Source organism: Pseudomonas sp. A2 (assembly GCF_023100865.1).
GTDB lineage: Bacteria > Pseudomonadota > Gammaproteobacteria > Pseudomonadales > Pseudomonadaceae > Aquipseudomonas > Aquipseudomonas asiatica.
In genome coordinates, this window is record NZ_CP039127.1 from 360,295 (window position 1) to 380,833 (window position 20,539).

Genomic DNA, 20,539 nt, shown 5'->3' on the forward strand with positions numbered 1-20,539 from the left:
GTTACTCCTCGTCGCTCAGGTCAAGAGCGATGTTTGCGGTGAGGTCTTTGGGGCAGTTGTAGGGGCGCAGCTTGAGATACGCGACAACGGCGGTTTTGCTGGTCCAGACCAGGGTGATGGCGTCGTCGGCCGGCGACTCGATGTCGCCCGGGAACTGGACGCCGGCGAACACGACCGAACGCGACATATCGCGCAGAGGCTTCATCAGGGCGGTCTTGTTCTGCGCCATGGAGGTTGCCGAGCTGTTCAGCTTGCGGTCGGCGACGCGTTGGATCAGCAGGACGCGAACACGACGAGCGGCCTTGTCGGCAATGCGCAAGTACTCGACTACCTGGTAGTCACTGCCCGGGGCGTCGAGCATGTTGCCGTCGCCCCAGAAAGTGCCGGGGTAGTCCGGGTAGGTTTGCGGTACCGACAGCCGCGCCTTGTCCAGCTCGGCCAAGATCGCGGAGGGCAGCGGGATACCGTCCTTGTCCACTGGTACAGGGCCGAGACCGACCAGGGCACCGGTGGCCACCCGCATAGGGCTGTCCGCGATGCTCACGTCTGCCCGGGCCAGGCGCCCGGCCAGCACGCCCAGGTTGTTGCCGTGCAGCTGTGGCACAGGCAGTACGCGCGGGGCGGCCACGCTGGCCACCTTGGCTTTGGCTTCGGAAAGGTAGGTAGCCCAGTCCTGGGCGGCGCTGATGCCAGCGATCGCCGCCATGATGAACACCCGACGACCATAGACGGAACTGATCTCCAGGGCCTTGGCGTTCATGGCGTCGAAGGTGGCCTTGTCCGTCACAGGTACGGTGATGACAATAGCCTCGACCGAGACGTTATCTTGCTGCGCCTTATCCACAGCCGCCGCCCAGTCGCCGTTGACGGCGATCGGGGCAGCCATGCACGCCCACTTGTCGCCGCCGTTCTGGCGTGCAGCCAGGATCTGGGTTTTCAGGTCGGACGCAGTGGCGCCCAGCTCGTTATCCAGATCGCTTTGGGTATTGAGGGCCAGCAGCTTGCCGGTGTTCTTGCTCGCTGGACCGATGAAAAGGAAATAGCGCTCGATCTCGGTCACGGCGCCCTGGCCGAGGTTGAGATTGTTGACGCCGACAGTGCCGAGTGCCATGGGATGCCTCTTAGCGTTGAGAGTTGAGGATTTGTTGCAGTACCAGGCGCACCAGCTCGGTGGTGTCGTGGTTGCTGTTTGCGCCGAGGAACTGGCGCTTGGGCAGCTTGATTTCCCAGCTGTCGGCGCCGGTGGTCTCGCCCCGGGTTTCGTCCAGGACGCGGATCAAGACACCGGCCTGCATGTAGCTGACGTGCTCCAGGATCCAGGCCACGGACGGGCGGGACAGCCGCTTCTTGCCGGCCTGGCGCACCTTGAAGCCCAGGCGGCGGAGCCGCTTGGCTTGCTTGGGCGTCGACATCGATCCCTCGTCGACCTTGTTCCAACGGCGCATTTGCTGGGCGGTGCGGCGCTCCGAGGTACCGTTGTGCTGCTGGGCAGCCACCCAGGAGGTCAGGCTGTTCTTCCAGCCCAGGACGGCCTCGTCGGCCGTCACGCTGGTGACCTGCATCAGCTTGCCCAGTCCGGCCTCCATCTTTTTCTGGCCAGGCTCCGGGTTCTTGCGGGCGGCAAAGGGGGAGCCGTCCAGGTTCTCCTGGCTGCGGATCCGCTTGCGGCTCATGGTGCGGACGCGCTTCGACACGTTGTTCAGCAGGCGCCGGCGCAGACGCGGCTCCAGCTGCAGGAGCGCCAGTTGCTCGCGGACGTCCAGGACGCCCCGGGCATCGAGGTCGAACAGACGGCTAGCCACGGGCCACCGCCTCGCCTTCCTCGGCTATCCACAGGTCATAGGGGACGAATGCCCAGGTCTTGCCGAACGCCTGGAACTCGCCATCGTCGTCTTCGGCCAGGTACTGGGGCTCCACGAACTGCAGGGTCAGCTCGACGTCGAACAGCTCGTTGTCCAGGTCGATCGGCTCAATCACGAACGCCGGCGCCGGCAGGTCTTCGCGGTCTGGGTCGTTCGCTTCCAGCCAAGTGCCGACTAGGGCCAGCAGGCGGGACGGGGAGCCAGTGAAGCGCTCCAGATCGAAGATCGCCCGATAGGTCATGTCGCCCATGTGCAGGCCGCGCTCGGTTTCCTTCCAGATCAGTTCGGAATCCATCTGCTCGACCCAGCTCTGCAGCTGCTCGGGCAGCACCAGCTGCCGATCGAGCAGGTACGCGGTCAGGGCCTGGATCTTTCTCATAGCAAGGCCGCCGTGATGCGGCTGCGGCCCTGCAGAGCGCGCACGGCCTGTTGGCTGAATGACAGGTAGGTTTCAGCGCGCTCTGGTGCCTCCTTGCCGGTGTTCTCAGCCACCTCGCGACGGGTGACGGTCGCAAAGTCAGTCAGGGCAGTGGCCTTGGCTCTGCAGTACACGGCTCGCTTGTACAGCGTCACCTTGTAAGCCCGCTCCTCGAGGAGCAGCGAGTCGGCGGTGGCCACCTCGGTGATGCCCAGGTCACGCCAGCTGGCCATCAGCTTGGTCAGGTCCTGGTTCACCTCGCCCATGGCGATGTTGAGGTGAGTGACCAGCGTGTCGCTCAGGTACTCACCGGGCAGGCGGTAAGCCTTCTGGTACTCAGCCAGGGAGAGGTCCGGCCAAAAGCCGTTGTTCTCGATGGTCTGGTCCACCACGGTCGAGGGTTTGCCTGAAAAACTCATCGCTGGTCACTCGAAAAGGGCGGGAGACACCGTTTCGGCGGGGGCTGGCCATAAATGGCCGACTCCGCTTCACGGGTTCCCGCTGGGGGGGTAGTTGGTTATTCGGTACCGCCGGCGGCGGCTTCCTGGCGTGACAGGGCTCGCCGGCACTTCTCAATGCGCGTACTGCAGCCCGCCTTCGGGTACAGCTCGGTGGCACGCTCCAAGTGCTTGAGGGCGACAGCCCACTGCTCGCCATCCATGGCACGCATACCGATCAGCTTGTGGAACTTGCTCGGGATCTGTTCCGGCAGGTTCCATTCGCCATCCACACGAGGCAGCAGATCCGACAGGTAGGGCTCGGGGCTGCGGCCGGCGTCGTACTCGGCATAAGCCCAGTCGCCCACGGCATCAGCGACAAAGGTCTGGATGTCGCGGCGCTTGAAGCGCTCCGGCATCAGCTGCCCCTGCACCATCGCGATCTCGGCCAGTTCCAGCGCGTCATCGAACTGGGTGGTGTCGAACAGCCAGACCATCACCTGAACCAGGACGCGGTTCTGCATGACCTGGCCTGACTCGATGTAGCGCTGGATGTATTCCTGATACTTGGGCAGCAGCTCGGTACGCTTGAGGTCCTGCTTGCCGGCCAGGCTCGGGATCGCCTTCAGGCGAGTCAGATCCTCGTCCAGGCTGGCCTCCATCAGCTTGAGGTGCTTGCGAGCATTCGCCGGGCTGCTCAGGGCCTCGCCTGGGGAGTACGGCAGGGCCGCTGCAGCGGCCACCTGGGCCACTGCAGCGGTGCCTTGCTCCAGCACACGGCGCTTGTGCGCTAGTGCGAGGCTCATACGGTTTCCACCCCGTCGGATTCCAGGTAGGCGAACTTACCCAGCTGCTCGATCACGTAACCTTCGTTGCGGCCGTTGTAGTCCTCGACGCGGGAGCGCTTCGGGTTTTCGAGCAGGTGGCGACGCCAGCTCGAGTCTTGGAAGTAGATCGAGAGGTTGTCCCAGGAGGTAACCAGGATGCCCTTGGCCGGGAAGAACGGAACCAGGAAAGAGGGCAGGCCGCCGTAGGTCTCGATCACCTGGGCATTCTCGATGCGCTCTTTCTCGGTCGGGGTCTGCCCCTGCGCGGCGTACAGCTTGCCCTTGTCGTGGGCCAGCAGGTCCGAGCCGATGATGGCGATCAGGTCGCCCTCGTCACGGAACACCGGGTCGATCATCTGCTTGACGTCGTGCACCGCGGCGTCGAGGTTTTCGTAGTCGCCGCCTTTGCCGATCTTGATCTTGACGGCCGGATCAGCGGGTTTCAGGACCTGCTCGGGGATCTGCTCACGCGCGATCTGCAGCCAGCCCTTGTTCACATCCTGGAGCAGCGGGTAGTTGGTGATGTTGGTCTGCTTGGCGACGTGGGTGCCGTTCCAGCCGATCAGGATGCGGTCCAGGGCGATGCGCTTCTGCACGGCCTCCAGGTACTTGCGGGCGAACTCCGGGAATTTGGCCCAGGCATCGATGGTGGCGAATTTCAAAGCCACATCGGTTTCGGTGTGGAACAGCTCGTAGACGTTGTTTTGTAGATCGAGCAGGTGACGCGGCTCGCGATCGTTCAAGTCGGTATCGGTGCGGCTGGTTGCCGGACCGCTCAGGCCCAGCAGGACCTTCTCGCCCTTGATCTCGGTCACGCCGATTACGTTGATGCGACCCAGGAAGTCCACGCGCTCGGTGATCTGGTCGTTCAGTTCCTGGGCGTGGGTCGGTTCCACGGCAAAGGTGCGGGTGGCGTCATCGATGCTGTACGCCTCGGCCAGGTCGTCCTGAAGCTGCAGATACTCCGCTGCAGCGCGTTTCGACAGGGCGCCCATTAGCGCAGACCCCCGCCGCGTTTCTTCTCGCCAGCTGCGCCAGTGGTGCGTTTGACCTGGCGGCGGTTCTGGGTCGAGTTGAACATCTGGGTCATGGTCTGGGTCAGCTCCTCAACGCGGGCGCTGAGTTCCTTGACCTCATCCTTGCCCTTGCCGCCTTTGCCGCCCTTGCGGTTGAACTCGCGGTTTTCATCCGCTTCGTCCACCACATCCTGGACGGCTGCGCCCACGGCATCGACCTGTTCCTTGTTGTCGGCGTCATCGACGTCTTCAACTACAGGTTCCAGGACAGCCTGCAGGCCGGCCAGCAGGATCACGAATTGGTCATACAGCGCCTTGAGCGCCTTGGCTGTTGCTTCATCCATCGGTTTGGTCTCGTCGGGTGAGGGGGTTGTGGTTTCGGCGAAGCTCTTGAACAGGCCGGTCAAAGCAGAGAACAGACGGCGCAGCTCGCTTTGTTGCCGGCCACCCTCGCGCAGCCCGCCCAGCTCAACGGCAGCGCAGAAGTAGGAGGTCTTGTGGTAGCGATGGCCCTTGCGGGCGCCCCGGGAGAAATACAGCTCCTGGGTGCCCAAGCTGGCAGGGGAGTCGGTGACAGCCAGGCCGGTCAGGTAATGGCGCCCGCTGTTGGCGAAATTCGGGGTGATTTCCACGCTGGTGAACAGCTTCTCGCCCTGGTCGTTCAGGCTCAGCAGCTTGTCGTTTGGCTTCAACTGGGCTTCCAGGGCCACCTGGCCAGGCTCCAGCTCTGGATCGTCGTTCTCGTCCAAGAGGCGTACGGCAAAGACGGTGCCGTGGGAGCCTGGCCAGCGTTCGTGCTCACTCCAGATCACAGCGGTATAGCGGGACAACTTGTAGGTGTCCGCGCAGTCGCGCAGCTCCTGGACTGTGATTTCGCGGCCGTCTGCGGTCGGGCCGCTGACAGCTACGCGTTTCCAGTAGGAGACAAGGGATCTGGGCATCGTTTGAAGCGCTCGGTGGGGGTCGATGAGCGCCACGATAGGGAGCCGATCGGCACCGGCCAATCGGTTTGCTTGAGCAGAATTCCTATTCGTTAATTCTAGGAATTTCGCTCACTTCTACACCGCGTTTGGGGCTGTTTCGGCGCATAGACTCCTCCCCATGAACTACTCGATCGAAGTCAAAGAGGCCGCCAAGCGGCTGTACCTGCGCCGTGCCTCGGTGAAGGAAATCCAGGCTCAACTGAAGCTGCCGAACGTGCGGATCATCTATTACTGGATCCGCCAAGGCAGCTGGGACGAGATGTTGACCGATGAGGAACCGCTGACAGCGATCAGCCGGCGGATCACGCTCATCTGCGAAAAACAGGACACGCTGACCAAGGGCGACCTGGACGAGCTGGACCGGCTGACTGCTGTGCGGGAAAAGCTGATTAAGCAGGCGAGCAAGCCAGCCGCACCAGCACCGGCGGCGAGCGAGCCAGCGCGGGAGCAGGGCGATCGGGACCAGGGCCAGCGCCGAGAGCGTCGCGGTGGCGGTGGCAAGAAGCGGGAGAAACCCGCGAAGAACGATGTCAGTGGCCTGACCGAGGTGGACTTCCTCGACAAGTTCATTTCCAAAATGTACCGGTACCAGCAGGAGCTGTTCGCGGCGAAACAGAATCCGCTGACCTGCAGGCTGCGCAACATCCTAAAAAGTCGGCAGGTCGGTCTGACCTACTACTTCGCCGGCGAGGCCTTCATGGATGCCGTGCTGACTGGGGACAACCAGGTGTTCCTGTCGGCCAGCCGTGCCCAGTCCGAGATCTTCCGTAGCTACATTATCCAGTTTGCCCAGAAGTGGTTCGGCATTGAGCTGACCGGCAACCCGATCGTCCTCAGCAACGGCGCCGAGCTGCGTTTCCTCTCGACCAACAGCAGCACAGCCCAGGGCTATCACGGGCATGTTTATGTGGACGAATACTTCTGGATCCGCGACTTCGAGAAGCTGAGCACCGTGGCCAGTGCCATGGGCACACACAAGAAATGGCGCAAGACCTATTTCTCCACGCCCAGCGCTGTCAGCCACCAGGCGTACCCGTTCTGGACGGGCGAGACCTTCCGCAACGACAAACGCCGGAAGAAAGCGGCCGGCGAGTGGCCAGCGGAGGCCGCATACACCCAGGGCGCGCTGTGCCCAGACGGTCAATGGCGCAAGACGATCACCCTGGACGACGCTATTGCCGGTGGCTGTGATCTGTTCGATGTAGCCCAACTGGAGCTGGAGTACGACGAGGACAAGTTCCAGCAGCTGTTCTACTGCAAGTTCATCGACAGCACGCAGAGCGCGTTCGGCCTAAAGGATCTGGAAGGTTGCTACTCCGACCTGATGCTATGGGACGACTACGACCAAGACGCGGATCGACCATTCGGCAACAGCCCGGTCTGGATCGGCTACGACCCGAGCCGTACCCGCGACGATGCCACTTGCGTTGTCGTCGCGCCGCCGGCGGATCCGGGCGGCAATTTCCGGATCCTGGAGAAATACAGCTGGCGTGGACAGTCGTTCACGTACCAGGCGGCACAGATCAAGAAACTGACCGAGCGCTTCAACGTCCAGCACATCGGCATCGACACCACTGGCGTCGGCATCGGGGTGTACGACGTGGTTTGCGACTTCTACCCGCGTGCGCAGCGGATCCACTACAGCTTGGAAACGAAAACGACCCTGGTGCTGAAAGCCCAGGACGTTATCCGCGCAGGCCGGATCGAGTGGGACGCGGGCTGGACCGATATCGCGCAGGCCTTCCTGACCATCAAGCGCGGCACCACCGGCGGCGGGCAAATCACCTTCAGCGCGTCCAGGACCGAGGCCACCGGCCACGCCGACATCGCATGGGCTGTGATGCACGCCCTGCACAACGAACCCTTGAACACCAACAAGCGGCGCAAGAGCCGTTACCTCACGAGCGGAAGCCATGCCCAAACGACAGACAAAACCCCACGCCAGACAGCGACAGGCACAGCAGCCCACGCGGGTGTTCACGTTCGGGGAGCCAGAGCAGGTGCTGACGTCCAACATCGGCGAGTACCTGGGCATCTTTCCCAGCGACGACGGACGCCTGTACAAACCGCCGGTCTCCCGCGCCGGCCTGGCCAAGCTGCTGCGGGCCAACGCGCATCACGGCGCCATTCCCAAGTTCAAGCGCAACTTGCTGCTGCGTGAGTTCATCGCGTCGGAAGGTTGCAGTGCTCACACGATGAGCTGCGCCGCATTGGACTACATGGTGTTCGGGGAGGCCTATTTCCTGGCGCACGAAAACTTCCTGGGGCACGTCCTGGAGCTGGAGCACCTGCCGGCGATCAACATGCGCGTAAAGGTGGATGGCGGCTTTGTCCAGTTGCTGCAGAACGGCGAGGAGGAGGAGTACGACCAGGACGAGATTGTCCACATCAAGGACTACGACGTCGAGCAGAACATCTACGGGATTCCGGACTACCTCGGCGGCCTGCAGGCGCTGCTGCTGAATGAAGCGGCCACGCTGTTCCGTCGGCGCTACTACAGCAACGGTGCCCACGCGGGCTACATCTTCTATACCAATGATCCGAACTTGTCCGAGGAGGACGAAGACAACCTGCGCTCGCAAATCAGCGCAAGTAAGGGGGTGGGTAACTTCCGTTCGATGTTCGTGAACATTCCAGGCGGGCATGAGAACGCGATCAAGATCATCCCAGTGGGTGATTTCCAGGCGAAGGACGAGCTGGAGAAAGTGAAGAACATCACCAGGAACGACATCATCGCCGCCTGGCGCATGAATCCGGCACTGGCGGGCATCATTCCGGAGAACAGCGGTGGGTTCGGGGACATCGAGAAAATCGACAGGGTATATACCAGCAACGAGATTTTGCCGATCTGTCAGTTGTTCGAGCAGGCGAATGAAGTTCTGCGGGAAGATCGCAGGTTCAATTGGAGGGAGCAGGTTGCGGCTGAGTCTTGAAATGAACTATCGGCGCATTGAGCACTTTTGTGTGGCAAAATAGTACCCATACAGGAACCCTGGGGAGGGGATATGCGAGTTTACTGCAAGGAATGTAACGGGAAGGGGCGGATATCATCTAGGAACGACATATCACGGGAGTTTTCTTCCTTGTACTGCACTTGTCTGGATTGCGGCCACCGCTGGGTCGCGCACCTGACTTTCTCGCATACCCTGACGCCTTCTGCGCAGATGATGGACCGACTTGTGTTCGATCAACTGCGGGCGTTACCCAGAGCACGACAGCAAGAAATATTTCAACAGCTCGGTGCAATTGATGCTCGATAGCGCTTAAATTGCTTTTCGATCTTTTCGAAGTCCCTCATCAGGGAGTGTGAAAACTGGATAAGGCCTATGCGTCCACGATCAGTAAGTTCGTCTGCTGGGACTTCATTCAATAGGGCAAGCAAATTGCCGTGACTTTCAAGATCGTCAGCAAGCTGGATCAGGCAAGGCGCAGGGTGTGTCATGGCGTAACTCCGTTTTTGCATGATGGCACATGGCTAATATTCTGTGCGCCACAATGCGACGCGTCAAGATCTTGAATTTTCCTTTGAAGTGTGGAATTAAATTCTTGAAGGAGTCTTGTCAATATATGCAATATACAATACGTGTATATTGACACTTAATGTGTATGTTGTGGGCATCTTGCAGTTTAGTAATCCGAAGATACGAAAAACGGGCGCATATGCGCCCGTTTTTATTGGGTCGTGCAAGACCTATATAGGTGTCAGCTTGACGGCTCCATATTTTCGGTCCCCGTTCGTGTTCTCGAATGCCATCACAAAGACGTCAGCGGGCAGAGGGATGATGGCCAGTCCGTTGTCGGTGTCGTGGTAAAGCTGCTGTGTTGCGTCGACAATGTAGAAGTCCAGGGGCAGGCCCAACTGCTGCCGGGCATTTGCCACATCCTGCTCACACAGAGCCACCAAGCGACCATCTATCAGCATTACGCGGCCTCCGTGTCAGACTGCAGCTTTTCCTCAAGTTCGGTAATGCGTTGCAGGAGCATGCCGATCAGCTTGGTTTGTTCCTCGTTCAACTGGTCTTGGGTGATCGAGCGCTTCAGGCGATTGACGATCTCCGAATTCATGCTGCGATCATTGTCCTCGGCCAGCACGGCGATGTCAGCGCGCAGACCGTCTGGCAACCGAACGACGAACTTATCAGCAGTGCGGGAGTTGGGGGTGGTGTATTGCTGTTGCATAGTCTTTCCCTCAGTTCAATACAGTGCGTGGGTGCTGTGCCAGCAGCTGGCGAACGATGGCGGTGTCCTGAGCGCTCAGATCGCCCAGGCGGCAGGCCATGTCGGCTACGCTTTCCAGTTGTGTGCGGGCTTCTGATGTCTTGGTTACCAAGAAACCAATCAAGGCCCCGCCGACGATGGCGGTAGCCTGCAGGTGGCGCGGCGTTGTGGTAGCCTTCGAACCGCTGCTGCTTGGGTTGGGTGCTTGCATGTCTCTTCTCCTGGTAGTGGTTGGTGCCGAGGAGCTGCAACTCCTTGGCACTGTCCCTTCTGCTCTACTTCATCGCCTTCGCCGTGAATACCGGGCGCGTCACACTTCGAACCTCAAAGCTCCCCAGGTCCGTGTTGTCTACGCTGTGCAGGTGCACTACGCAGCGCTCGGGTGGGGTCTGGTGATTGCGCCAAAAGTCGCTTGTCACCAGCTCAGCCAAGTCCTCTGGCCGGGCAACCAGCAGATAGGTCGCGGGCATCAGCATCGACCCGGCCTGTCCATCGATTGTGTAGAGCACATTCATTCCAACGTCTCCGGCGCCCACTGCTCGATCAGGCGCTGCCAGATCTGGCTGCCATTCGCGATCCGCTCATGCACCTCCAGGTCAGGCGTGTAATCCATCATCAGCACCTTCAGGCAGTCCTCGAACAACGTCAGGTCCAGACTGCGCAGATCGCTCATGACAAAGGGGAAGTCTTCGCCGTTGTAAACGCTCAGCAGGAAGCGGCCCAAGACACGGCTCTGGCCGCTGTCACGCAGTGCGATCGGTACCAGTCGGTTTAGTGCCTGAGTGCCTGCGATGCGGATAGCTGGGACTTGTGCCTGATGCGCCTGGATGGCGGCCAGTGCAGAAGCCATGGTGCGGAGTCCGTTGCTCATTTCCATTTTCCCCCTTCCTCGACGCGGTACAGCTCGCACTGCTGCAGTTCAGGATTAAGTTCTTGTCGCATGGATTGCCTCTCCTTAAATCGCCTGGTGGCGGAACAAACTTGTGGGTGCCCCCGTTTTGTCCGGAACATCCGGAACATCGTCAGGGGCGAAACTGGGAGCCCGCGAAATACGCGGCCTCCAGCCTTGCCAGAATGTTCTGGCAGTACCGGAACATTCCGGAACAGGGTTTTCTCTCAAAGTTGCTGCAGGCCGCGTGATTCGTGGCCTCCAGCCATGTTCCGGTGAGAAGTCACGGGTGGAACATTGCCGGAACATGGTAGAACGGAATTTGTTCCGGTCTGTTCTGGTAAGTTCTGGTGCTACCGGAACATGTTTACCTCTCTCAACTACCTGTATTTATTGATTTTTTTCTTATCTATTTACCAATGTTCTGGATATTCCAGATAAAACAGGGGGCTTCACACAAATTCCCTATCCCCCTTGGATCACCCCGGCCCAGGTTGACCCCATACGTTTTAGGCCCCTCCACGTTTGCTGAAGAACCAGAGGTTCAGGGACCGCTTCTCGATGCGGGAACGGGCTTTGCGTATCTCGATGAACTTGTGCGTGGTGCTGCTATAGAGGGCGCGGCGCAGCTGGACGTCGGGGATGACCTCCTGGCCGGCCATCCTGCAGCGCTGCTGGAAGTGCTCGATGTTGATAGCGATCAGCTCTTTGTCGATGCTGTGGTTCAGCGTCTCCCGGATTTCCTCGCGCTCACCATCGCCATCGATCGTCGTCACTACGTCTTCGTTGAGGTAGTGGTAGATCTGCCAGAACTTCGCCGCAGTAGGGTCTTCCGACTTGCAACGCTGCTGCCGATCGACAGCACGGGACTCGACATGGGCAGCGAGCTGATCCAGGTCCTGGTTGCTCCAGTCAGGGAAGAACATCTGTGTGGCATAGGCCGCTGCCAACACCTGGGCGTGGGATTGGTAGATCCGCATTTCGGTGATGGCCGGGTTTTCCATCAGCTTGCTCTCGTAGCGTGGAAAGGCTTCGAAGTAGCGTTCCAACCACACTTTTTCATTGGACAGGCAGCGGCGGAGGTAGCCGCCCAGTTGCTTGGCTCGCAGGGCTTTGAGGCGTTCGGCTTTTGGTTTCAGTGCGAGGCTGTGGCCATCCTTCGTGAAGTGGAAATGGACGATCCGGGACAGCGTGGCCTCGTCACCGGTTACGCTCGCGTTCTGTGCGATGGCCAGCGCGCCCCGCCAGAGGTCTACACGCTTTTCGTTGCCGGTCGTCTTTGCGCCGGTCACACGCAGCTGTGCGTGGTAGTCGAACATCGGTTTGACGTCATCCCAGGTGAACTGGATGGTGACCGTGCGCCCTTGGGCATCGATGTAGGTCCGATCGGACTCGATCAGTACCAGCGGTAGGTTGCTGACCTCAGCGAATGACCGGAGCAGGCCGACGGCACTTGCCCCCGAGCCGCTTGGTTTGATGCCTTCAGTATTTTCCCGACCGAGCAGGCGCCAGAGCAGGCGGAGCAACATGGACTTACCAGAGCCTGGTTCGCCGCTCAGCTCCAGGAAGCCGAACGATGCCTGCTGGCTTGCGATCTGCTGCACGAAGAGGGAGGCGGTCCACCACGCCAGCGCGCCAAGGCCATTCATACCAGTGACGTCCACGAAGTCGCGGAACCAGGACGGGTCGAACTCTTCGCCGCGTTCGAATTTGACGGTGGCCAGCGCCGTCTTGATCCCTCGACCTTTCACCTCGATGAAACCGTGGCTGTTCACCTGCAGCTCGCGGCCACCCTGAAAACCAAATTCAGGGAAGCAATAGGTGCCTGTCTCTTCGTCGTATCCAAGGAACGGCAGACTGCGCACGGTGCGAACAGGTCGGTATTCGTCATTCAGCCATTTGGCTTTGAGCCAGGCCAACTCGCGCGCGCCACCTTCGAAGTTACCGCCAGGTGTGAAGTCCAGCATGCCCTTCACGAAGCCACGGGGATCAGCGATCGATCCCGAGGAAAGTGCGGCTTGGCAGTTGCGGCTTTGGTCAGGGAAGGCAAAGCTGAAGTGATAGCGCTGCTCGCCGGTGATGACATCCTTTTCCAGGTAGTCCAGGTCCGGTACGCAGTTGGATACCTGCTCCACCCGTGATGCGCCGTAGAAGATGTCGCGGTTGCCTTCCAGCTTCTGGTCGTCCAGGGCCTTGGTCAGCTCGGCCTGGTTGACCCGAACAGAGAACAACTGGTTGTTGAACTCAACCAGGTAGAAGCCGGCCGGCCGGCGCAGGTAGACCAGGTAGGCCAGTTTGCGCGCACTCTCGGCGGTGAACAGCCGGCCCCTGTAGCAGGCATCATCGATGAAGGCCTGGTCAAGTTTGCCGTCACGGTAGACGTCGTCCCAATCCAGTTCGCCAGCCAGGGCAACCCACCCGATCTCTTTCATCGAGCGCAGTTGTTTGAGGTGCTTGCGGATATAGGTCCGGCCTGCCTTGTCGTCGTCCAGGGCGACTACCCAGGTGACCATCTTGCCTTCGTTGGCCTCGACGATGTCCCAAGGGAAGTTCACGCAGCTGATCGCGGCGATTGCCTTGAAGCCGGCCAGGTGGAGAGCGATAGCGTGGAAAATGCCTTCGACGATGTACACCCGATCATGTTTCTCGATCGTCTGCCCAGGCGGCACCCATCCGGAATTTGTGTACTTCATACCGGCCTTAATCCCGGCCTTCTGGTTCTCGTTACCCGCGATGGCTCGCGCATCGATGATGCGCTCCCAGTAGCCGTCGCAGAGCGGGAAACGGACAGTGTCAGCCCACTCCCCGGACGGCTTCATCTGGCGACGCCCTTGGGTGTACCAGCCCTGCAGCTTGCTGATGTCGAAGCCGCGGGCTCGGCTCAAGTAAGCGTCTGCGGTTGCGGTAGGGTTCTCCGGGGTCGACGGAAAACGCTCACTCAGGTTCTCGAACAGGTGCTGGTAGCGATCGCGGGTGCGTTCCTCATAGCCGCAGTTGTTCAGCCTGTTGCATTTGAGTTGGTATGGCTTCTCTTTCTTGACGAACACAGAACGCTTACCGCAACTCGGGCATACGCCCTTGTTCAGGTATTCCTTCGTCTCGTCCTTGGCTTGGAAACCCAGTTCCGGGTCGCGCTCAAGGGCGGGAATGACGTCCTCAAGGTAGATCCGGTCAAAGTGTTCCGGTGTGATCCGTGCGTTCATTTCAGTCCCTTACCGCTTCGCTGCCAAACGAACGCGCTCTGCCTGCTCTGCGGCTTCCAGAGTCATGTGGACCATGTTGATAAGCACTGCGCTTTTGGACCCGATTTCCTTCGGCCGGGTCAGGTAGTGCCCTGCCTTGATTTCGTTCTCGACGGCGCTTTTGGACTGGCCGGAACGCTTCACGAACTCAGCGATGGTCACGTATGGCGTGTCGATAGCAATCTGCATTCTGTTAACCTCTGCACCGGATATTTAGGGATATTTGGGTTAAAAGTACCCATATGGAACCTAGGTTAAGTACCCATACGGAACCATGTCAAGAGGGAGATGCAGTTAATGGAGCTAGCTGAGAAGCTGAAGGCGATCCGGATCAAGGAAGGTCTGACCCAGTCTGAGCTTTGCGAAGCGACCGGACTGAGCCTGAGCAGCTACAAAAAGTACGAGCTGGCACTGCGCACCGAAGTGAGTTCTGTAGCGCTGCTCAAGATCACGAATCACGAGCGCTTCAAGAAATACACGCTGTGGCTGATGACTGGCGACGTGGCTCCCACATGTGGCCAGGTGAGCCCGGTTTAACCCATGTCGATCAAGAAACTGGATTCAGGCGAATGGCTGGTCGATTGCAGGCCAGAGGGCCGTGATGGGCCTCGCGTGCGTCGCAAACTGAAATCCAAGAGTGAGGCGATTCACGCCGAGCGGATGCTGATGGGGGATGGAGCTCGAGGAGAATTCGAGAAGAAATCCAAGCGTGACGATCGACGTCTGACCGACTTGGTAGACCTCTGGCACAAGCTGCATGGCCAAACCTTGAAGCGAGGTGAGGAGCGTCAGCGGGCTCTGCAGGCTATGGCCGAACGCATGGGAAATCCTCGCGCAGCCGACTTTACAGCTGCGCACTTCACGAAGTACCGCGCCGAGCGTTTGGCTGGTGAGCATGGCCGCACTTCACCTGGGAATGGGATGAAGAAAGGGCAGAAGGCCAAGCCTGTGAGCCCCAACACCCTGAACCATGAACTGGCCTATCTCAGTGCGGTTTTCAACGAGCTGGATCGACTAGGAGAGTGGTCGGGGGGAAATCCCCTGGAGAAGGTTCGCCGGCTCAAGTTCGACGAAACGGAAATGGCTTACCTGGAGAAGGGCGAGATCCCATCACTGCTCAAGGCGTTGGATGCAATCTCGGACAAGGCCGGGGTGGTTGCAAGAGTTTGCCTCGCCACAGGTGCACGTTGGTCTGAGGCAGAAGGGTTGACCCCTAAGCAGGTTCGGGGCCAGCGAATCAGTTATCACCGCACCAAAAATTCCAAAAGTCGGGTAGTACCGATAACCCAGGCGCTGGAAGACCAGGTCAAGGCTGCTTTGCCATTTGGTGACTGCTACAAGAAGTTTGGCGAAGCGATCGAGGCCGCCGGCATCGAGTTACCAGATGGCCAGCTCACGCACGTTCTGCGGCACACCTTCGCCAGCCACTACATGGCCAATGGAGGCGATATCCTGACCTTGCAGCGGGTTCTTGGTCACTCCTCCCTGACCATGACGATGCGCTATGCCCACTTCAGTCCTGGCCATCTCGCTGAAGTAGTAGCTTTGAATCCGATTGCAGCCTTGGCAGGTGAACGATGAAGGCAGGTTTAGAGTGGTGCACCGTGGTCTGGCAGATCACAGGTGACAACGCAGGTAGCGGAAACAGCGGATATACGCCTTTAATTGTCGCCGTGCTCGCTGGCTGTTTCACCATTGCTTCAGTCATCTTTGGGCGCCTATATCAAGAGAGATGCGATAAGCGCAGTGTTAGGGCATCTCTCCTGGCGGAGGTCGCAGCCCTTAGAGATGTAGTCCGGATGCGGGGGTATTTAGACGATCTTCGAGAAACTGCAGTTGAGCTTAAAGGCTCGCTCGGCGAGCAGATGCGAGCGAAAGGCACCGTCTGGAAGTTCGAAATACCAATCTCCACAGACTACAACCAAATCTATAAGGCGAATCTCGGTCGATTGGGGGTACTGTCAGAGCATGAAGCGGTCTCTATTGTCCGATTCCACATCCTCGCTGAAAGCGTCCGAGCAGACGTTTCTGAGGGTGGCATTCTCGCCCAAGGTAGTGATGAGGCAGAAGATTTTGACGATGCTGCGGATTTATTGGAGGAGGCGATGCTTTTGGCTGATGAGCTTGTCGCCAAGCGCTCTTCGTGGCTGAAGAGGCTAGCTAACCGCATGTGGACATTTTGTGGACGCTGAGGCCATGTGAAAATCGCTTTCACGGAACCCCAGAAAGGCGAAAGCCCCGCATTGCGGGGCCTCTAAGGTGGTGCCGGCACCAGGAATCGAACCCGGGACCTACTGATTACAAGTCAGTTGCTCTACCATCTGAGCTATACCGGCAATGGGGCGTCATTATAACGATCGGTTGGCGCCTGTAAACCACTTCGTTGCGAATGTTCGCAAATGACCTAAGTCACCGACCTGAAAGAAGAATTTTCCTACCAGCCGCGATGGATGGTGGTGACGCTCGGCTCGGTTTTGCCCGGGTTGAAGAACAGCTTGTCGTTGTCGCAGCCGCGCTTGCGGCAGGGGCTTTCGGTGCGCAGGGGCAGGCCGTTGTCGCCGCCCAGCTGCATGCCGGGGTGGTTCCAGCCCAGGCTGCTGGTGGGGTGGGGAGCGGTGCCGCTGGTGCAGGCGGTCAGAGCCAGGGTGAGGGTCAGCAGGGCGAGGGGCTTGGCTTGGGTCACGATGGTCGGGTCCGTTAGTCCATTGTCGGTTCTGGCGCAACGCCAGAAGGTCGCGGGGCTGGCGGGCAGCGCGCGACGTCACTTTTTAATCATTTGGGGGGCGGATGATACACCGTTGGGCGGGATCAGCGGTGAGGCTTTAGCTTTTTGTTGCCTGTTCTGGCCTCTTCGCGGGTGAACCCGCTCCCACAGAGATATCACTGTTCTCAAGCCTTGTGAGATTCCTGTGGGAGCGGGTTTACCCGCGAAAGGGCCCTCAGCCGTACGAAAATTCTGAACCAGGGGGCTAATGGCTTCAGGGTTTGGTGGCTTCGGAACTATCCTACGCGCGCCGCCGAAGTATCGCTGTTGTCGGGGAAATGGCTCACGGATACCGTTTTCGGGTCGCTCTGGCGACCGGGTGTGAGAACCCTGATCGAATAAGCGCTACCCATTTATGGTGGCCGTACGCGGGCAGACTTCGGTCTGGCCGGGCTTCCTTATTCGACCGGTTTCTCACCCCGCGTACGGCTGCCACCCAAATCCGTGAGAAAGATTTCTGGCAGTCCCCTCCCCGAGTAAGGATTTATGCCATGAAGAAAACCATCATCGAACCCATCACCACCGCAGGCGTGGAAACCTTCCTCGCAGCCGGTAACCCATCCCTCAATCTGCTACGCGTCGAGCCTGGCGTCCCCGTCGATGCTGCCTATGAGCATGTCTCGATCCTGATGGGTTACATCAAGCATCTGGTGCGCGAGGGGGATATGGAGGATGACCATAAATTCCTGGGCGCCGCCGATTATCTGTGCGACATGGCCAAGGCGCTGATGAACGATATCGAGATTGCCAAGAACAAGGCGCATTGAGCCCTGATGCGGTCAGTGTGGGAGCGGCCTTGTGTCGCGATGGGCCGCAAAGCGGCCCCCGTTTTTGGCGTATTTGCAGAGATCGCTGGGGCTGCGTTGCAGCCCTTTCGCGACACAAGGCCGCTCCTACAAGGGACCGCGTAAATCAGGCCATTCTGGGTAAGGCTTTAGACGCAGTCGCCAACCACAAGAGATGTTTATGCACAAGTGGCATCGGCGACTTGCGCGAAAGGCATGCCGGATCGATACACCGCCGGTCTTTGCGCAAACGCCTGTTTTTACTGGCCTTGACGCGCAAGCCGGAATAAGCCAAACGCTTGAAATAGCGCTTGGATCCAACAGGTAATCACAAGCTTGTTCACAGAGTTATCCACAGGTTGTGCTGCGGCTAACGGTCGCGTTCGGCAAGGATTAGCAGGTTGCGCGGGGTGAGTGGGTAGTCGCAGAACAGGCCAAGGCGCACGTTGTAGCCTTGTTCTTCGAGGAACAGGGCGCGATCGAGTACCAGCCACAGCTCCAGCGGCCGGCGGAACAGGTTGCGCACGCGCTCCAGGTTGCGGACCTCGGCCAGGCGTTGCCAGCCTGCGGCTTCCAGGGCAGCCCAGTCAGGGTTGCCAGTCAGCTGCAATTGCTTGAGTTCGGCCAGGTCGCGGCAGTACTGCTCGAAGGGCTTCTCCAGCCAGGCCACAGGTAGCGATGGCGTCGGCAGGTACTCGTCGGTCTGGCGCTGCTGGCGTTGCAGCAGGTCGAAGCCCAGGCGCCGGGCCATCGAGGTGTCGCGCTGGCGCCGCACGCGGGCGCCGGCGGTAACGGTTTCGCTCAAGGGCAGGCCCAGGTCGTCCAGTGACAGCCGCAGGCTGGAGGCTTGGGCGGCTGTGGATAACGCCTGGTAATGCTGCGCCGCGATGCGGTTGTAGCAGCAGGGGGCCACGGCCAGTTGTCGGCAACCTTGCTGGCTGGCCAGTTGCATCAGGCGCACATGCAGGTCGCCACAGGCGTGCAGGGCAACCACGCTTTTGTCGCCAGCCAGGTGGCGGGCGCTGTCGTTGGCCATCACATCCTGGTGCACATGCTGCGCCGGCAAGTGGTGGTGCGTGCTCAGGGCCTGGCCGGCGGCGACCAGTTCGGCGTCGTATTCCAGGCAGGTCAGGTGTTGGCCGGGTTGCAGCAGGCGGCGGCCCAGGTGGCCTTTGCCGGAGCACCAGTCCAGCCAGTGACGGGGCTGTTCGCGGAAGGCCAGGTGGCTGGCGAAGGCTTCGATCTGCTGCCATTTGCGGCCGGGGACGGCTACGTCGAGGCGGTGCGCGGCGGGGGGCAGGTCGGTTTCCGGGAGGTTGCCGAGTGCCGAAAGCTGTCGGGCTTGCTGGGCCAGTTGCGGGAACGGGGCGGGCAACGGGGCAGCGGTGGTGTCGGTTTCGGCGTCTTCCAGGGAGCATTGGCGCAGGTGGGCGGCAAGCTCGGGGTGGGCGGTTTCCCAAGCCAGCTGCAGGCTGGTGAAGGGGCGGGGTTTCCACAGTTGCTGGTGCTCGATCAGGAACTGGTCGAGGGCCTGGAAGCGGGTGCTTAGGTGGGGGCTGTGGAGGTGGTTGGGCATGGGATGTGTGTTGGTTTTCAGGGCCTCTTCGCGGGTGAACCCGCTCCCACAGGTATAGTGCACAGCTTGAGGGCTGTGGGGTCCCTGTGGGAGCGGGCGTGCCCGCGAAGCAGTCAGTGAGGTCTCAGCGGCCCTGGCACGCATCCACGCGCAACCAGCGCTCCAGCAGCTTGAAGCCCTGCACCAGCACGAACGAGATCACCAGGTAGAACACCCCGGCGGCAAAGAAGATCTCTACCGGCAGGTAGGTACGGGCGATGATGGTACGGGCCATGCCGGTCAGTTCCAGCAGGGTCACGGTACTGGCCAGGGCGCTGGCCTTGAGCATCAGGATCACTTCGTTGCTGTACGCCGGCAGGCCGATGCGCGCGGCGCGTGGCAGCATGATGTAGAACAGAGTCTTAGCCCGAGACATGCCCAGCGCCCGCGCCGCCTCGATCTCCCCCTTGGGGATCGACTGCAGCGCGCCGCGCAGGATCTCGGCGATGTAGGCAGCAGTGTGCAGGGTCATGGTCAGCACGGTGCACCAGAACGGGTCGCGCAGGTACGGCCACAGCGAACTCGAACGCACCGCGTCGAACTGCGCCAGGCCGTAGTAGACCAGGAACAGCTGCACCAGCAGCGGTGTGCCACGGAAGAAGAAGATGTAGCTGAACGGCACCGCGCGCACATACCAGTGGCGCGAGGAGCGGGCGATGCCCAGCGGGATGGCCAGGATCAACCCGGCAACCACCGCGATGGCCACCAGCTCCAGGGTCAGGGTCGCACCCTGGGCCAGGCGTGGCAGCCATTTGATGATGACTTCCCAATTCATTATTCGGCCCTCGCAAAGCCGCGAGCGGCGCGTTTTTCCATGAAGTGCATACCGGTCATGGCAATGATGGTCAGGCTCAGGTAGATGCAGGCCGCGACCATGTAGAAGGTGAACGGCTCTTTGGTCACGGTCACGCCGATTTGTGCGTGGCGCATGATTTCTTCCAGGCCGATCACCGACACCAGGGCGGTGTCCTTCATCAGGATCATGAACAGGTTGCCAAGGCCGGGCAGGGCGATGCGCCACATCTGCGGCAGGATGATCCGCGACAGGATGCGGCCTTTGGACAGGCCAAGCGCCAGGCCGGCTTCACGGTGGCCCTTGGGGATTGCCAGGATGGCGCCACGGAACACTTCGGTGGCGTAGGCGCCGAAGCACAGGCCCAGGGCGATCACGCCCGCAGCGAAGGCGCTGAGCTCCAGGCCTGGCATGTTCAGGGCTTCACCGAGGGCGTTCATCAAGCCGACGGTGCCGAAATAGATAAGCAGTACCCACAGCAGTTCGGGCACGCCGCGAACCAGGGTCGAATAGAAGCCACCAAGCCATTGCAGCGGCTTGATTGCGGAAGTCTTGGCCAGGGCGCCGAGCAGGCCCAGGACCAGGCCCAGCAGCAAGGCGCAAAGCGCCAGTTTTACGGTCATCAGAGTGCCGGCCATCATGGCCGGACCGAATCCGTGCAGGTCGATATTCATGGGCAGGTCATTCTAG

Annotated in this window: 26 protein-coding genes and 1 tRNA gene; 7 read left to right on the forward strand and 20 right to left on the reverse strand. The window is 60.2% G+C overall.

Features of this window, described 5'->3' with window-relative positions:
* Nucleotide 1: 1 nt before the first annotated feature.
* The 7 genes from E5221_RS01675 to E5221_RS01705 form a co-directional block, all read right to left on the reverse strand.
* Nucleotides 2-1,111, reverse strand: coding sequence for a DUF2586 domain-containing protein (locus E5221_RS01675; protein ID WP_122048491.1), 1,110 nt, complete (start codon nucleotides 1,109-1,111; stop codon nucleotides 2-4).
* 10 nt (nucleotides 1,112-1,121) lie between these two features.
* Nucleotides 1,122-1,802: a phage virion morphogenesis protein gene (locus E5221_RS01680; RefSeq protein WP_122048490.1), complete on the reverse strand. Its 681-nt coding sequence runs from the start codon at nucleotides 1,800-1,802 to the stop codon at nucleotides 1,122-1,124.
* Complete coding sequence (locus E5221_RS01685) at nucleotides 1,795-2,241, reverse strand: phage tail protein (RefSeq protein ID WP_122048489.1); 447 nt, start codon at nucleotides 2,239-2,241, stop codon at nucleotides 1,795-1,797. Before E5221_RS01685 ends, E5221_RS01680 begins: the two co-directional genes overlap by 8 nt.
* Nucleotides 2,238-2,699: a head completion/stabilization protein gene (locus E5221_RS01690; RefSeq protein WP_122048488.1), complete on the reverse strand. Its 462-nt coding sequence runs from the start codon at nucleotides 2,697-2,699 to the stop codon at nucleotides 2,238-2,240. The genes E5221_RS01685 and E5221_RS01690 overlap by 4 nt, the downstream gene beginning before the upstream one ends.
* Nucleotides 2,700-2,797: 98 nt before the next feature.
* Complete coding sequence (gpM, locus tag E5221_RS01695) at nucleotides 2,798-3,523, reverse strand: phage terminase small subunit (protein ID WP_122048487.1); 726 nt, start codon at nucleotides 3,521-3,523, stop codon at nucleotides 2,798-2,800.
* A complete protein-coding gene (locus E5221_RS01700; RefSeq protein ID WP_122048486.1) occupies nucleotides 3,520-4,539 on the reverse strand; it encodes a phage major capsid protein, P2 family in 1,020 nt (339 codons plus the stop codon). Before E5221_RS01700 ends, gpM begins: the two co-directional genes overlap by 4 nt.
* Complete coding sequence (locus E5221_RS01705) at nucleotides 4,539-5,501, reverse strand: GPO family capsid scaffolding protein (RefSeq protein WP_063977328.1); 963 nt, start codon at nucleotides 5,499-5,501, stop codon at nucleotides 4,539-4,541. Before E5221_RS01705 ends, E5221_RS01700 begins: the two co-directional genes overlap by 1 nt.
* 160 nt (nucleotides 5,502-5,661) lie before the next feature.
* Here E5221_RS01705 and E5221_RS01710 point away from each other — a divergent pair, with 160 nt between their 5' ends.
* From E5221_RS01710 to E5221_RS01720, 3 genes are all read left to right on the forward strand, one after another.
* Nucleotides 5,662-7,704 (forward strand): terminase family protein, encoded by a 2,043-nt coding sequence (locus E5221_RS01710; protein WP_232889830.1) that lies wholly within the window; start codon nucleotides 5,662-5,664, stop codon nucleotides 7,702-7,704.
* The gene (locus tag E5221_RS01715) at nucleotides 7,631-8,476 is read left to right on the forward strand and encodes a phage portal protein (protein WP_247847718.1); all 846 of its coding nucleotides are present in this window, start codon (nucleotides 7,631-7,633) and stop codon (nucleotides 8,474-8,476) included. Before E5221_RS01710 ends, E5221_RS01715 begins: the two co-directional genes overlap by 74 nt.
* A gap of 72 nt (nucleotides 8,477-8,548) precedes the next feature.
* Nucleotides 8,549-8,803: an ogr/Delta-like zinc finger family protein gene (locus E5221_RS01720; RefSeq protein ID WP_081259025.1), complete on the forward strand. Its 255-nt coding sequence runs from the start codon at nucleotides 8,549-8,551 to the stop codon at nucleotides 8,801-8,803.
* Here E5221_RS01720 and E5221_RS01725 read toward each other — a convergent pair.
* From E5221_RS01725 to E5221_RS01760, 8 genes are all read right to left on the reverse strand, one after another.
* A complete protein-coding gene (locus E5221_RS01725) occupies nucleotides 8,773-8,985 on the reverse strand; it encodes a hypothetical protein (protein ID WP_163002502.1) in 213 nt (70 codons plus the stop codon). The genes E5221_RS01720 and E5221_RS01725 overlap by 31 nt on opposite strands.
* Nucleotides 8,986-9,234: 249 nt before the next feature.
* Nucleotides 9,235-9,465: a hypothetical protein gene (locus E5221_RS01730; protein WP_122048484.1), complete on the reverse strand. Its 231-nt coding sequence runs from the start codon at nucleotides 9,463-9,465 to the stop codon at nucleotides 9,235-9,237.
* Nucleotides 9,465-9,722: an Arc family DNA-binding protein gene (locus E5221_RS01735; protein WP_122048483.1), complete on the reverse strand. Its 258-nt coding sequence runs from the start codon at nucleotides 9,720-9,722 to the stop codon at nucleotides 9,465-9,467. Before E5221_RS01735 ends, E5221_RS01730 begins: the two co-directional genes overlap by 1 nt.
* Nucleotides 9,723-9,732: 10 nt before the next feature.
* Nucleotides 9,733-9,972, reverse strand: a complete 240-nt coding sequence (locus E5221_RS01740; protein WP_122048482.1) for a hypothetical protein — start codon at nucleotides 9,970-9,972, stop codon at nucleotides 9,733-9,735.
* Nucleotides 9,973-10,036: 64 nt separating this feature from the next.
* Nucleotides 10,037-10,276 carry a hypothetical protein gene (locus tag E5221_RS01745; RefSeq protein ID WP_103443342.1) on the reverse strand — a complete coding sequence of 80 codons (240 nt, stop codon included), beginning with the start codon at nucleotides 10,274-10,276 and terminating at the stop codon, nucleotides 10,037-10,039.
* Entirely contained in the window at nucleotides 10,273-10,638 is a 366-nt protein-coding gene (locus E5221_RS01750) for a hypothetical protein (RefSeq protein WP_232896817.1), read from the reverse strand. Before E5221_RS01750 ends, E5221_RS01745 begins: the two co-directional genes overlap by 4 nt.
* A gap of 521 nt (nucleotides 10,639-11,159) precedes the next feature.
* Entirely contained in the window at nucleotides 11,160-13,853 is a 2,694-nt protein-coding gene (locus E5221_RS01755) for a toprim domain-containing protein (protein WP_122048481.1), read from the reverse strand.
* Nucleotides 13,854-13,862: 9 nt separating this feature from the next.
* Entirely contained in the window at nucleotides 13,863-14,081 is a 219-nt protein-coding gene (locus E5221_RS01760) for a hypothetical protein (protein ID WP_103443345.1), read from the reverse strand.
* A 108-nt stretch (nucleotides 14,082-14,189) separates the two neighbouring features.
* Here E5221_RS01760 and E5221_RS01765 point away from each other — a divergent pair, with 108 nt between their 5' ends.
* From E5221_RS01765 to E5221_RS01775, 3 genes are read left to right on the forward strand one after another with little or no spacing between them, the layout of a single operon-like run.
* Nucleotides 14,190-14,429, forward strand: a complete 240-nt coding sequence (locus E5221_RS01765) for a helix-turn-helix domain-containing protein (protein ID WP_103443346.1) — start codon at nucleotides 14,190-14,192, stop codon at nucleotides 14,427-14,429.
* Between the two features lie 3 nt (nucleotides 14,430-14,432).
* Entirely contained in the window at nucleotides 14,433-15,473 is a 1,041-nt protein-coding gene (locus E5221_RS01770; RefSeq protein ID WP_122048480.1) for a tyrosine-type recombinase/integrase, read from the forward strand.
* Entirely contained in the window at nucleotides 15,470-16,084 is a 615-nt protein-coding gene (locus tag E5221_RS01775) for a hypothetical protein (protein WP_122048479.1), read from the forward strand. The genes E5221_RS01770 and E5221_RS01775 overlap by 4 nt, the downstream gene beginning before the upstream one ends.
* A 68-nt stretch (nucleotides 16,085-16,152) precedes the next feature.
* On the opposite strand, the gene E5221_RS01780 is transcribed toward E5221_RS01775, so the two are convergent.
* Together E5221_RS01780 and E5221_RS01785 are read right to left on the reverse strand one after the other, a co-directional pair.
* Nucleotides 16,153-16,228 (reverse strand) — tRNA-Thr (locus E5221_RS01780).
* Nucleotides 16,229-16,326: 98 nt separating this feature from the next.
* The gene (locus E5221_RS01785; protein ID WP_061550698.1) at nucleotides 16,327-16,575 is read right to left on the reverse strand and encodes a hypothetical protein; all 249 of its coding nucleotides are present in this window, start codon (nucleotides 16,573-16,575) and stop codon (nucleotides 16,327-16,329) included.
* Between the two features lie 572 nt (nucleotides 16,576-17,147).
* On the opposite strand from E5221_RS01785, the gene E5221_RS01790 reads away from it, so the two are divergent.
* Complete coding sequence (locus E5221_RS01790; RefSeq protein WP_013970482.1) at nucleotides 17,148-17,423, forward strand: DUF3077 domain-containing protein; 276 nt, start codon at nucleotides 17,148-17,150, stop codon at nucleotides 17,421-17,423.
* A 388-nt stretch (nucleotides 17,424-17,811) separates the two neighbouring features.
* Here the strand turns inward: E5221_RS01790 and E5221_RS01795 are convergent, their stop codons facing one another.
* The 3 genes from E5221_RS01795 to E5221_RS01805 all read right to left on the reverse strand — a co-directional run bounded on the left by E5221_RS01795 (nucleotide 17,812) and on the right by E5221_RS01805 (nucleotide 20,523).
* Nucleotides 17,812-19,017, reverse strand: coding sequence for a methyltransferase (locus E5221_RS01795; RefSeq protein WP_247846793.1), 1,206 nt, complete (start codon nucleotides 19,015-19,017; stop codon nucleotides 17,812-17,814).
* 124 nt (nucleotides 19,018-19,141) lie between these two features.
* Nucleotides 19,142-19,831, reverse strand: a complete 690-nt coding sequence (locus E5221_RS01800; RefSeq protein WP_123085525.1) for an ABC transporter permease — start codon at nucleotides 19,829-19,831, stop codon at nucleotides 19,142-19,144.
* Nucleotides 19,831-20,523, reverse strand: coding sequence for an ABC transporter permease (locus E5221_RS01805; RefSeq protein ID WP_013970485.1), 693 nt, complete (start codon nucleotides 20,521-20,523; stop codon nucleotides 19,831-19,833). Before E5221_RS01805 ends, E5221_RS01800 begins: the two co-directional genes overlap by 1 nt.
* Nucleotides 20,524-20,539 lie beyond the last annotated feature (16 nt).